Here is a 12,731-nt window from a genome sequence, read left to right as displayed (position 1 = left end):
GATCGTCCATTTTAGAACTGCTGCACAGTTACATAAATATAACATGTATATTATCAAAAGATGATAAAAGGATTTTACCCTTTTTTGCACGAATATGTAAAACAAGAACAAAACAATAAATGTTCATAAATATCCTACTCATTTTTCTGGAGAATGTAGTAAGATGTAACGGAAATCTGATCATTTATTTCGATATCCGAAGTAAAATGATTGATGATTTCGACTATATAGAGGGGAGTTGTTAGTATGACAGAACAATTTAAAGCATTAATGGTAAATAAAACAGAAGATGATTTTTCGGTGGGGGTTAAGAATATTTCCTTTAATGATTTGCCTGATGCCGATGTATTAATCAAAGTAGAGTATTCTAGCATGAACTACAAAGATGGTTTAGCAAGTATTCCTAATGGTAAAATTGTAAGATCTTTTCCGTTTGTCCCAGGCATTGATTTAGCAGGAGTGGTCGTGTCATCACAAGACCCACGTTTCCGTGAAGGTGATGAAGTTATTGCAACAAGTTATGAAATCGGAGTGTCCCATTATGGGGGGTATAGTGAATATGCCCGTATTCCTGGAGACTGGATTGTTCCATTGCCAGAAAATTTGACATTGAAGGAAGCGATGGTTTATGGAACGGCTGGATTTACTGCCGCCCTTTCTATTCAAAGACTAGAGGATAATGGGTTAACACCAGAAAAAGGCAAGGTTCTTGTAACTGGAGCTACCGGAGGAGTAGGAAGCTTAGCTGTTTCTATGCTAGCAAAACGTGGCTACGATGTGGTAGCCAGCACAGGAAAAGCTTCTGAACATGATTTTCTACATAAGCTTGGTGCAAAAGAGATCCTTTCTCGCGAAGAAGTTTACAGCGGAACCATTAAAGCATTAGATAAGCAGCTATGGGCTGGTGCGGTTGATCCTGTAGGAGGAGAAATGCTGGCTTCTGTTTTAAGTAAAATACAATACAATGGATCGGTTGCTGTCAGTGGATTAACCGGTGGAGGCAACGTTCCAACCACAGTATTTCCATTTATTCTTCGCGGCGTTAACTTGCTAGGAATCGATTCTGTATACTGCCCAATGGAGGTTCGCAAAGAGCTTTGGAGCCGAATGGCAACGGACTTAAAGCCATCTACTCTTTTAGACTTAATTCAAAAAGAAATTACACTCGAAGAATTACCTGAAACTCTACCTACTATCTTAAAAGGGCAGGCAAGAGGACGAATCATTGTAAAATTATAAAAACTCATGTAAGAAATTTATTCTGTTATAAAATCGGGCTGGCATTAAAATGCGTTCTTGTGCTTTTTTGATGTCAGCCCGCCATTTAATTTTTTTCCACAGCATGTCCACCAAATTCGTTGCACAGCGCTGCTAAAGGAACATAATACAATGAATGATACATATGAGTTCTATGCAAAAAGACCACAGTCAGCAACATGTATATAAGTTGCTAACTGTGGTCTTTAAATATTGTATCTTACGTTTTACTTTATTGACTCTTTTATTTCCACCTTATTATTCAAGACAGTCTCCATATAGTTTTTACCCCATTTATACATAGAATCCAGAATCGGCATGAGGCTTTTTCCATGTTCTGTTAGTGAGTATTCTACTTTTGGAGGAACAACGGGATAGACTTTACGTTGAACAATGAGATCTTCTTCCAGCTCACGCAATTGGTTCACAAGCATTCTTTGTGTAATTCCCGGCATGAGTGCCTTCAATTCACCAAACCGCTTGGTCCCCTCTCTCCCTAGATGCCACAATATCAACATTTTCCATTTTCCACCAATAACAGAAAGAGTTAATTCTTTTTCACAGTTAAACATTTTATCCTGCATACGGGACATTTGTTTCACCTCCATGCTTATTATAACCCATAGTATATTTTTTGACACTATGTATAAATAAAGTGCGTACTTACAAATAATCAATATACATTGTAAACTAACATCTGTTCCATTGTTAAAAAAACAATGGATCCTGTTCCCGGGACAATATAGGTACACAGACCATATTACTGTGCATCAAACAAAAAAATGTATGAGGAGTGAAGAATAGATGGAACTTCAATTAGCATTAGATCTTGTAAATATTCCAGAGGCAATTGAACTGGTAAAACAGGTTGAAGAGCATATTGATATAGTTGAAATCGGTACGCCGGTTATTATTAACGAAGGTCTTCATGCTGTAAAAGCAGTGAAAGAAGCATTCCCTCATTTAAAAGTATTAGCTGACTTAAAAATTATGGATGCTGCTGGATATGAAGTCATGAAGGCATCTGAGGCTGGTGCAGATATCATTACGATTCTTGGTGCAGCTGAAGATATGTCTATCAAAGGTGCAGTTGAAGAAGCGAAAAAACAAGGTAAAAAAATCCTTGTGGATATGATTGCTGTAAAAGACCTTGCTGGACGTGCTAAAGAAGTGGATGCAATGGGTGTTGACTATATTTGCGTGCATACTGGCTACGATCTTCAAGCAGTTGGAAAAAACTCTTTTGAAGATCTTCAAACCATTAAAAGCATCGTAAAAAATGCAAAAACTGCAATCGCAGGCGGTATTAAATTAGAAACACTTCCAGAGGTTATTAAAGCCCAGCCCGATCTTGTCATCGTTGGTGGAGGTATTACAGGGCAAGCAGATAAAAAATCTGTAGCTGCTCAAATGCAACAAATGATCAAACAAGGTTGAGGATCATGATGCAGACTACTCAATATTTAGCTGAAATCCTAAAAGAGTTACATCGGTCAGTAGGCTTAATAGCTGATGATGAAGCAGAAAAACTGGTAAATGGGATTCTTGAATCAAAGAAAGTCTTTGTAGCTGGTGCAGGAAGATCTGGTTTTATGGCTAAGTCCTTTGCGATGCGAATGATGCATCTAGGAATAGATGCCTATGTAGTAGGAGAAACCGTCACTCCGAACTTTGAAAAAGACGACATTTTGATCATCGGTTCGGGTTCAGGAGAAACAAAAAGTTTAGTTTCCATGGCGGAAAAAGCCAAAAATATAGGCGGAACAATTGCTGCTGTGACCATTTTTCCTGAATCCACGATTGGAAAGCTAGCCGACTTTACGATTAAAATGCCTGGATCTCCTAAAGACCAATCAGACAGTGATTACAAAACGATACAACCAATGGGCTCACTTTTCGAGCAAACCTTGTTATTATTTTACGATGCTGTCATTTTAAGGTTCATGGAGAAAAGGGGATTAAATTCGAATACGATGTATGGCAGACATGCCAATTTAGAGTAAAAATGATCCAATCATCAAAAAGCGAAAGCACCCGTTTAAAAGGAAAAGGAACGTTCGACCCCACAAAGAGCTGGTGCTTGATGGATAAAGAAAACTTGCAGATTGGCGTGCCTCGTAAAGATGAAGTCAGGGGCATAATGGCACTTATGCCTCTCTGCCAAAAAGACCTCAAACCGTCACTAGGTTTGAGGTCTTTTTTCAATTCTTGCTGTTTAATTAATGAACTTTCACTTCCCGTTCTTCCGTATGGTAACATTAGAAATAAAGGGGGATGATGGTTCACATGAAAGAGGAATTTTGGAAAGCCATTGTGGCGTGTGATGAAAATTTTGATGGGATTTTCTATTATGGTGTCATGACAACAGGTATTTTTTGCCGCCCCTCTTGCCGCTCTAAAACTCCAAAACAGCAAAACGTTAAAATTTTTCATAATCATGAGGAGCCAACAGTTGAAGGATTTCGTCCATGTAAAAGATGCCGACCTGATTTACTAACCCATTCAACAACAAAACAAAATCTTGTTGAAAAAGCCATACAAGTGATATCTGAAAACTACTCAAAAGAGATTGGTCTTGCTGATTTGGCAGAAGAATTATATGTTAGCCCCTTTTATCTACAAAGAATTTTTAAAAATGAAATGGCTATGTCACCTAGTCAATTTTTAATGAATAAACGAATCGAGATTGCAAAAGACCTCATTCTTCACACTTCATTAATTATGACTGAAGTAGCTTTTGAAGTAGGCTTTAAGAATTCCGCCCATTTTTCGTCCGTTTTTCGAAAAAAAGTCGGCTATTCCCCCACTGAATATCGCTTAAAACATACAGGATCATAAATTTTTGAAGGCTGGCTCAAATGCTCTTGAGTCAGTCTTTTCTGTTATACATTAAAAATGCTCTTTTTTCGGTCGTCAGTTAACATATATCGGTCGTTAGCAGTAAAATATCGGTCATCAGTCAACATATATCGGTCGTTAGTAGCGATAGCCTATACAAAAAAAATTACATAGCAAGAATTCAAAAGAAATCAATCCACTAAAATAAGATAATGCTAGTATGAATATAAAGGAGGGATTCGTTTCATGCGATTGTACAGTGCTTTAATTAGTTTGAGTATGATTTGGGGTTTATCTTTTGTTTTTATAAAATGGCTGACTGAATCTGCAGGAGTTTGGGGAACTGTTTTTTTTAGATGTTTAGCAGGTGCCATTATTTTAATGCCCTTTTTATGGATCAAAAGAAAGCAAATTGTTAGACCCATACCTTGGAAAGCACTGATAATTGTTGGGGTATTTAATGCAGGGCTTCCTTGGGGGCTCATCTCCTTAAGCGAAACCCAAATTGCTAGTAATACAGCAGCCGTGTTAAATGCTCTTACACCATTATTTTCAGGGTTAATTGGTGTAATGGTATTTTCTAAAGCTTTGTCAAAAAAACAATGGCTAGGAATCATCATGGGTTTTGCTGGTATTTTAGTGTTAATGGACTTCAATGTAAAGCTATTATTAGGTGAAAATTTTATTGGGATTGGAACCATGATTCTTGCAACCATTTCTTACGGCTTTGCCTCCCAATATACGAAAAAGCATTTAGGTAATACAGGAGTTCTTTTAATTACGACGTGTTCCTTGACTGTAGGGGCAGCAATAGGATTCTTTGGATCATTGGTTACAGGTCATATCCCATTTCATGTTGAATGGAACTCATACATGTTCATGTCGGTTATTGGTCTTGGATGTTTTGGTTCAGGTATAGCCCATCTTCTCTTCTATTATTTAATGACAAAGGGAAGTCCAGAATTTGCTACAACGGTTACGTATATCATTCCCGTTACAGCTATGATATGGGGATCTGTTTTATTAAACGAAGCAGTGACAAAAAATATAATCCTAGGACTGGCCATTATTTTTGTAGGAATCTATTTTTCTAGTGGTAAATCTAGGTTTCCTTTAAAACGATTTCAAACGACAAAAAATTCATTTTGAGTAAAAACAATAAGAGCAGACATGTTAGTGTCCGCTCTTTTTTTTGTTCGGCCTTTTTAAAATAATATGGCCGCAACCCACTTTATAAAAAAATGCTATATAGAGAACATTCTACCCGATTCTGAGATCATTCAACCTGTTCTCGAAATAATTCAACCCGTTCTCGAGATTATTCAACCCGTTCGCGAAATAATTCAACCCATTCGCGAGATTATTCAACCCGTTCTCGAAATAATTCAACCCGTTCTCGAAATAATTCAACCCGTTCTCGAAATAATTCAACCCGTTCTCGAGATTATTCAACCCGTTGTCGAAATAATTCAACCCGTTCGCGAGATTATTCAACCCGTTCTCGAGATTATTCAACCCGTTATCGAGATTATTCAACCCGTTCTCGAAATAATTCAACCCGTTCGCGAGATTATTCAACCCGTTCTCGAAATAATTCAACCCGTTCTCGAGATTATTCAACCGATCCTCAAAATTTCTCAATCAGTGATACATAGATTGAACTTTCTCTAAGTCATTTAATAATTGAGGAATTTCTTCTGGGGACAGGCGTACAGGCATTTGGTCGTATAATGTAATAATTTGCCCATCTGTCTCATGCTGATGTTTTTTCAAATAATGATATAAGCTGTTTAGTTGGTTTTCTTTAAGGATCGATTGTGTGGAGAAATTTTTTACTTTTAATATAGAAAATTCATTCATAGATGAATCAAATTCCCCTGAAATAATGTGGCCTTCCATTAACACAATATCACTCCTAAAAATTCGTTTGAGTTAGTTTACCCTAAGCTAGTTACTGGTACTCCATCGAATGAAAGGAAAGTCTTCTAAAGCGAATGAAATATTCAACAGGTAGTCATATTAAAACAGAAGTCCTTTACTTTCTCCTTTTTAAGATGGAGAACGACTGAAAGGAGTATAGCGTATGCCGACATTTTTCCATGGTAAAACCAAAATTTTCTACGAAGACAAAGGATCAGGAGTCCCAATTGTGTTTATCCATCCTCCTGCTATGGGAAGAAAGGTGTTTTATTATCAGAAACATTTGGCTGAACATTACAGGGTGATTTTTCCAGATTTAAGTGGTCATGGAGATACGATTGGCCCAATAAAAGACGTTTCTATTTTAGGGTTTGCAGAAGAAATTCATGCCTTGTTAAATCATCTCCAAATTGAAAAAGCAGTGATTTGTGGATATTCTTCAGGCGGGATTGTTGCACAAGAATTTGCCCTTTCTTTTCCAGAGAAGACGATGGCAGTCATTCTTTCAGGTGGATTTCCAGCTGTACAATCTATTGGTTTTAAATATGAACATCTTGCAGGAATATACTTTGTCAAACATTATCCCGATACCTTAGCGTATATGATCGCAACCAGTCATACGAAAAACAAAAGACTGCGAAATGAGATTATTGAACATATGCATAAGGCAAATCGAAAAGTTTGGCTTCAGTTTTATGAACGATCCCTGCACTATTCATGTGTCGATCGACTTCATCAATTGAAATCTCCTTTATTATTGCTATATGGATCCCGAGACTTGGTAAATCAACACTTACGTTGTTATAAAAGGCATACAAACTGTCTGGCTGTTATTATTCCAAAAGTATCTCATCAATTGCCGACAAAAAAATGGCAACTATTTAATCAACTGATCTCAGGCTTTGTATGTGAACAGGCTTATGCTTCAAAAAACCTTTAAGTTTTCTCTTAAAATGGGTTATTAGGTGCTTTGCAGCTATTTTTTGCTCCCATTTTAATTTTGGTTGGTTATGAACAATATGAGTGGGTTCCATTTGTTGTAGGTGTCCTAACACGTGCTCACTTTTTACCTTTTATGTGGGTGTATGACAGTAGAGCTTATTTATTCCAACAATTGCTACTGTTATCGTTTCATCAGTAACTTATCTAAAAAGGTGTCAGACACCACAGAAAGACATTTGTCCACGAATGGTGTCAGGCACCACAGAAAGACATTTGTCCACGAATGGTGTCAGACACCACAGAAAGACATTTGTCCACGAATGGTGTCAGACACCAAAAAAGTGTGCCTAAAAAACGGTAGGGAATCCTACCGTCAAATACGAGGTGTCTATCAAGATACTTTAAACCGTTTGACGATTCGACTAAGCATCTGTGAATGATCAGATAGCTCTGTTGCTTCTGCTGCTAATTGGTGAACTACATTTGCTTGTTCATTCATACTTCGAACCGTTTCTATCACCTGATCAGTGAAGTGTTCAGCAATATTATTGATCTCCGCAATAATTTTTTCTAACTGCTCTCCATCCTTCATTAATAAATCAGAGGATTGGTGATTGGCTAATACTGCTTCTTTCGTCTGTTCGGATGCTTGATTCAGCTTGCGAATGGATTCCCCGGCAACTTTTACAACCTGAACTCCATCGCGAATTAAAGCAATATTTGATTCAACATCATTTACTGCCAATTTCAAGTCGTCTCTTGTCCCTTCTAATGTGCTGAGGATATCAGCAGCAAACGTATTCGTATCTTCCGCTAATTTACGAACCTCTTCTGCAACAATTGCAAAGCCCCTACCTGCATCTCCAGCTCTAGCAGCTTCAATGGAGGCATTTAGAGCAAGTAGATTCGTTTGTTCGGAAATCTTTGTAATAGCTGACACCTTTTGCATAATTTGATCTGCTTCATGAACAATTTGCATAATTTGTTTGGCAGTTTGTTGGACACTGCTTTGGATTTGCTGCATTTTTTCTTCTGATGAGGTAACAGCTGTAGTCCCTTCTTCCGCAACCATTGAAGCATCTTCAGACACTTGAAGAGTTTTTTTAATATCTTTTTGCATCCTTCTAATTCCCTGCATGATATTTTGAACCATTGCATTGGCCGACTGTAATGAAGATAATTGATTTTCTGTTCCACTTCTAAAAGAATTCATCGTTTCTTCAAATTCAGCAAACGTATTAGACAATCGTTGAGCTTCCATCGCCTGTGTATCACTCACCTTACTAACGGCTTGTGATGCCTTATTAAGTTCAATCACGATATTTTTCATCCCTAAAACAATTTTATTGATTTCAAAACCAATTTGCTTAAATTCAGTACGAGACTTTTCTTTTACTTCAGCTGTTAAATCACCTGCAGAAATCCGCCTTGTTACCCCGTACCAAGTTGAAAGCCCTTTCATTGCATAGCGAAATAAATAAAAAGATAGTCCACCCGCTGATAGAGTTGAAATGACGGTAAGTATGATCAAATCTTGTAAGTTAATTCCTAAAAATACTCCCCCTAAAGCAACTAGACTGGCAGGAATTAGGGTTAAGCTCGATACCATTGGAACGAGAAATTTTTGATGAACAATCCGACCTAACCGCAAATTAAAGCGCTTACCATTTCCTAGATTCATAATAGGGCAAGATGCATCAATTAATAATTCCCCTGTATTTCGTTGATATAATTGAAGCAATGGCTTGTCCGTTTGAGCTGCTTTAATCCCCACCTCATCAACGAACGGATAACCTTCCCGAAGCCGATTGGTATGGATGTGGCTCATTCCTTGTTCATCTACAATCAGTAAATATTCATCCCTATTTAATTGTTCATCTAAAATTGAGCGTAATTTATGATAGTTGTGATCAATTGATTGCTGGTTTGCCAAAATTGGATGAAGCAATTCCGCAACTTTTTGAACTTTGGATAACGCCTTCTGTGCTGCTCGTGACTTTAATAAAGAGCTCATTACATCCCCTCCCATTTCCCTCTTTATTTTATTATAAAGAAAATTCTTAATATTTTTTATATATTCTAGTTTTTTAGAATGAATATTTTCCATCCCCTAAATCATTCTCTAAAGAATAAAAGCATAAGCTACCTAATAGTAAACTTATGCTTTAATAAAGGATTTTCAATTTGTAGCAAATTCACCTTAAGATGAACATCTAGCTTTATTTCCTAGTTACCCCTTTCTTTTCCATAAGCTTTAAGTCGTTGACACATATGATAGTTATGGTTGTCAAAATGTAATGTTTAATTTTGTATAACCAAAATAATTAAAAACTTCAATAAATAATTGGGGAATTGTGGTAAATTATACAATGAGAGGGGAGAAGGAAAATGACATACGAGATTTACGCAGTAATTATTTTAATAGTTGGGATATTAATAGCCACTTTTTCCAGCCTGAGAAAACCTAAAGCAAAAAAGCTCAGAATTTGGGGAATAACCACTATGCTCATAATAGCACCAATTGCTTCGTGGTTAATCAGTAGTATCTATGGATTATGTGAAGGTAGTGGATTTGCAATGATAGGGCTACTTATCATTCTGTTCCCAATCCTTTTTATAGCAGGAATTGTTCTTTACTGGGTTGGTGGAAGGGTCTGAAAATTCAAAAGTAATTTTAAAAGAAACGGGAAACCTTTGAAAAATAGAGTTTCCCTTTATTTTTGCTCAAAATCAACAATAAGATTTAACAAAGCCTTAAATAAAAGAAAGACAGCCCAAGAAGGACTGTCCTAGGTTGCAGATAAAGGATCTTTCCTATTTTTATAGTATTTATATTTATTTTGTAAATCTTAATCCCAGAAATAAGGCCATCAATATTGCACATCTGTAAGCTTTTGAATCGGCCTATTGGATATTACATCTAATCTTACTTTTTCACAATCATAGAGGTAATCGTTCCAACGGTGGATATGGTTAAACACGAAAAGAGAAAGCTTTTTAAGCCTAAGGCTTGGTATCCTGCTGCTACAACAAATCCATCTACTATTAAAATTATGATCCCTACGTTTAGTGAAGTAGCATTCGAAATGAATTGGGCTATTAAGTCCGTTCCTCCAGTGCTCGTCTGATACCGAAGCATAAGTCCAATTCCTAATCCAATGATGGTTCCCCCTAATAAAGCACTGCTAAAAATGGACAGCGAAATTTGTGATTGAAGCGGGGCTAGCCAATCAATAAAAACAGAAGAAACCATTAACCCATGAAAGCTATTATAGAAATAATTTCTCCCATAAAACCAAGCATATATAAAGATCGGAATGCTGAGCATGATCATACATACCCCAGTTTGAAGATTAAAGTAATAATGAAGAATAAGTGCGATGCCAATAATCCCACCATCCAACAAGTGATGAGGCACTAAAAAGAGATTAATTCCAAGACTTATTAAGAAGCTTCCGATTAAAATAGCCATTAATTTTTGAAGGATACCAATCACCTTGCTTTTTTACATATATTTCACAATATATGTCCAAGCTTGGAATTTAAGAAGTAGTGAAGTACCACATCTTTTTATGAAAGATATCTAAACCAAATATAGATCGATGAGATAATGATCGATAGTAACATCACAGGAAATCCTATTACTAAAAAGCGCTTAAATGAAATGTGATAGCCTTCTTTAGAAGCTAGACCTGCAACAACAAGATTTGCGCTTGCGCCAATGAGCGTACCATTTCCGCCTAAACAAGCCCCGAGTGCTAAACTCCACCAGAGTGGCTCTAAGTTCTGAATGCCACTATTCCCCATCTCTTTAATTAAAGGGATCATGGTAGCGACAAATGGGATATTGTCAATAAATGCTGATGCAATGGCACTTACCCAAAGAATTAAAAATGTAGTTGGAACGATTTCTCCACCTGTTAAAGCAATGGTTTTTTTCGCAAGTGTAGAAATGACTCCAGTTTCAACAAGTCCTCCTACTATTACGAACAAGCCTATAAAGAAAAATAGTGTTGTCCATTCCACTTTCTCCAAAGCGTGGTCCAAATATTTTTCCCCAGTTAGAAATAATAAAAGAAAGGCACCAATTAGGGAAATTGTTGCTGTCTCGATATGCACAAATTGATGAAGAAAAAACCCTCCGATTGTCACAGTTAATGCTAATAGACACTTAGCAAGAAGTTTAGAATCTGTTATTTCTTCTCGCGCATTCTTTTTTAATAGCATCTCCTTTAGCTCGTCAGTTGTTTTAAGATCCTTACGATACCAGAAAGCTAAAATACCAACGGTAACAAATAAAATAAAGAAACTGATTAAGAACAAATGATCAATAAATGCGTTAAAGGTTAATTCTTTTACAGCGCTTCCTATCATAATATTGGGAGGATCGCCAATCATTGTTGATGTTCCCCCAATATTTGATGCAAAAATTTCAGTAATAAGATAAGGAATTGGATTTACCTTTAATTGTTGCGTAATCTTAAATGTTACTGGAACCATGAGTAAAACGGTTGTGACATTATCTAGAAAGGCCGATCCAAAAGCAGTGACTAGCCCCAACATTATCAATACTCTTATTGGGTTAGCTTTAGCAAATTGTGTCGCCTTTACAGCTATGTAGTTAAAAACCCCTGTTTGTCCAGTAATCGAAACGATAATCATCATACCAATAAGCAAACCGATCGTATTAAAATCAATGTGATGTAGGGCTGATTCTTGAGTCATAATGCCTACAGTAATCATGATCAGGCTGCCTGTCATGGCGATAATCGTTCGATGGACTTTTTCAGCAATAATGAGACCATATGTAAGTAAAAAGATACCAATTGCTATAAATGATTGTTGATCCATTTCGACACTCCTATGAAAAATTTAAACTATCACACTAATTTTACCCACTTACACCTAAAAAGTGAATAAATAAAAGTGTGATTTTATCAAATATAATCCCACTGCTTTTATTTTGGGTTAGTTTTTTCCTAGCTCTTTTAAAAAGTATAAATAGTACCACTTATATTTCAAACCCTTTAGTTTGCTAATGTACTAAAAAAATTAGTTGACACTCATTTTTATTTTGTGTTAAATTCATTTTACGATAATTTATTACTCTAATATATTATCGAACTAAAGTATTTATAGAAGTTTATCATCATGAATGCATTCATCATCATAGATAAGTTATGCTTTATCGTCTATTTTGTGTAAATATCGAGTGATTAATAACTTTGCTTCCTTCATTTTTAAAAATACATTTGCTAACGATCCCTTTAAATATAAAGACGTTTGGGAAGGTTAAGAACAACAAAGGTGGTACTACATTCACCAAATTTATATAAAGCAAAATAATAATCCGTTAAAGGTGGTTTTATACAAATGAAACGTTCAATAACAATAATTCTAGCCATCATAGCGATATTCTCGCTTCTTTCAGGATGCTCCAAACCGGAGGAAAAAGACAATACGCTAGTGATTGGGATCGATGATAAATTTGCACCTATGGGGTTCCGTGACGAGAATAATAAAATCGTGGGCTTTGACATTGACTATGCGAAAGCAGCTGCTGAAAAAATGGGAACAAAGGTTAAATTTCAACCCATTGACTGGAAAACAAAAGAATCCGAGTTAAGCAGTGGGCGGATTGATCTCATTTGGAACGGATACACGATCACTGATGAGCGCAAAAAGAAGGTTCTTTTCACAAAGCCTTATTTGAAAAATGCACAAGTGGTTGTCACCCTGGCTAATTCCAACATTACTAAACTCGATGATTTAGC

At 36.4% G+C, this 12,731-nt stretch carries 14 protein-coding genes; 9 read left to right on the top strand and 5 right to left on the bottom strand.

Annotated features, from left to right (window positions below):
- Positions 1-246: 246 nt before the first annotated feature.
- Positions 247-1,239 carry an NADPH:quinone oxidoreductase family protein gene (locus tag GD441_RS08900; RefSeq protein WP_153125849.1) on the top strand — a complete coding sequence of 331 codons (993 nt, stop codon included), beginning with the start codon at positions 247-249 and terminating at the stop codon, positions 1,237-1,239.
- Between the two features lie 245 nt (positions 1,240-1,484).
- On the opposite strand, the gene hxlR is transcribed toward GD441_RS08900, so the two are convergent.
- Positions 1,485-1,850, bottom strand: coding sequence for a transcriptional activator HxlR (gene hxlR, locus GD441_RS08895; RefSeq protein ID WP_153125847.1), 366 nt, complete (start codon positions 1,848-1,850; stop codon positions 1,485-1,487).
- Positions 1,851-2,061: 211 nt separating this feature from the next.
- Between hxlR and hxlA the strand changes: the two genes are divergently transcribed.
- The 4 genes from hxlA (at position 2,062) to GD441_RS08875 (ending at position 5,244) form a co-directional block, all read left to right on the top strand.
- Positions 2,062-2,694 carry a 3-hexulose-6-phosphate synthase gene (gene hxlA / locus GD441_RS08890; protein ID WP_153125845.1) on the top strand — a complete coding sequence of 211 codons (633 nt, stop codon included), beginning with the start codon at positions 2,062-2,064 and terminating at the stop codon, positions 2,692-2,694.
- Between the two features lie 8 nt (positions 2,695-2,702).
- Positions 2,703-3,260 (top strand): 6-phospho-3-hexuloisomerase, encoded by a 558-nt coding sequence (gene hxlB / locus GD441_RS08885; RefSeq protein WP_153125940.1) that lies wholly within the window; start codon positions 2,703-2,705, stop codon positions 3,258-3,260.
- Positions 3,261-3,543: 283 nt separating this feature from the next.
- Complete coding sequence (locus tag GD441_RS08880; RefSeq protein WP_191992132.1) at positions 3,544-4,095, top strand: bifunctional transcriptional activator/DNA repair enzyme AdaA; 552 nt, start codon at positions 3,544-3,546, stop codon at positions 4,093-4,095.
- 246 nt (positions 4,096-4,341) lie between these two features.
- Positions 4,342-5,244, top strand: a complete 903-nt coding sequence (locus tag GD441_RS08875; RefSeq protein ID WP_153125841.1) for a DMT family transporter — start codon at positions 4,342-4,344, stop codon at positions 5,242-5,244.
- A 492-nt stretch (positions 5,245-5,736) separates the two neighbouring features.
- Here GD441_RS08875 and GD441_RS08865 read toward each other — a convergent pair whose 3' ends face one another.
- Positions 5,737-5,994, bottom strand: a complete 258-nt coding sequence (locus GD441_RS08865) for a hypothetical protein (protein ID WP_420849675.1) — start codon at positions 5,992-5,994, stop codon at positions 5,737-5,739.
- Between the two features lie 184 nt (positions 5,995-6,178).
- Here GD441_RS08865 and GD441_RS08860 point away from each other — a divergent pair, with 184 nt between their 5' ends.
- Together GD441_RS08860 and GD441_RS17630 are read left to right on the top strand one after the other, a co-directional pair.
- The gene (locus tag GD441_RS08860) at positions 6,179-6,955 is read left to right on the top strand and encodes an alpha/beta fold hydrolase (RefSeq protein WP_153125836.1); all 777 of its coding nucleotides are present in this window, start codon (positions 6,179-6,181) and stop codon (positions 6,953-6,955) included.
- Between the two features lie 30 nt (positions 6,956-6,985).
- On the top strand, positions 6,986-7,156 hold the full coding sequence (locus GD441_RS17630) for a DUF7010 family protein (protein WP_420849674.1): 171 nt from the start codon (positions 6,986-6,988) through the stop codon (positions 7,154-7,156).
- Between the two features lie 192 nt (positions 7,157-7,348).
- On the opposite strand, the gene GD441_RS08855 is transcribed toward GD441_RS17630, so the two are convergent.
- Positions 7,349-8,971, bottom strand: a complete 1,623-nt coding sequence (locus GD441_RS08855) for a methyl-accepting chemotaxis protein (RefSeq protein WP_191992131.1) — start codon at positions 8,969-8,971, stop codon at positions 7,349-7,351.
- 374 nt (positions 8,972-9,345) lie between these two features.
- Here GD441_RS08855 and GD441_RS08850 point away from each other — a divergent pair, with 374 nt between their 5' ends.
- Positions 9,346-9,615 carry a hypothetical protein gene (locus GD441_RS08850; RefSeq protein ID WP_153125832.1) on the top strand — a complete coding sequence of 90 codons (270 nt, stop codon included), beginning with the start codon at positions 9,346-9,348 and terminating at the stop codon, positions 9,613-9,615.
- A gap of 268 nt (positions 9,616-9,883) precedes the next feature.
- Here GD441_RS08850 and GD441_RS08845 read toward each other — a convergent pair whose 3' ends face one another.
- Both GD441_RS08845 and GD441_RS08840 read right to left on the bottom strand, forming a co-directional pair.
- Positions 9,884-10,429: a YitT family protein gene (locus GD441_RS08845; protein WP_153125939.1), complete on the bottom strand. Its 546-nt coding sequence runs from the start codon at positions 10,427-10,429 to the stop codon at positions 9,884-9,886.
- A gap of 98 nt (positions 10,430-10,527) precedes the next feature.
- Positions 10,528-11,808: an ArsB/NhaD family transporter gene (locus tag GD441_RS08840; RefSeq protein ID WP_153125830.1), complete on the bottom strand. Its 1,281-nt coding sequence runs from the start codon at positions 11,806-11,808 to the stop codon at positions 10,528-10,530.
- A 522-nt stretch (positions 11,809-12,330) separates the two neighbouring features.
- Here GD441_RS08840 and GD441_RS08835 point away from each other — a divergent pair.
- On the top strand, positions 12,331-12,731 hold a 401-nt coding region (locus GD441_RS08835; RefSeq protein WP_153125828.1), incomplete at its 3' end, for a transporter substrate-binding domain-containing protein.

The sequence above is a fragment of the Peribacillus tepidiphilus genome, from assembly GCF_009466385.1.
Lineage (GTDB): Bacteria > Bacillota > Bacilli > Bacillales > DSM-1321 > Bacillus_BN > Bacillus_BN tepidiphilus.
The sequence above is the reverse complement of the archived record's forward strand: the minus strand, read 5'-3'. Positions and strand labels throughout refer to the sequence as shown.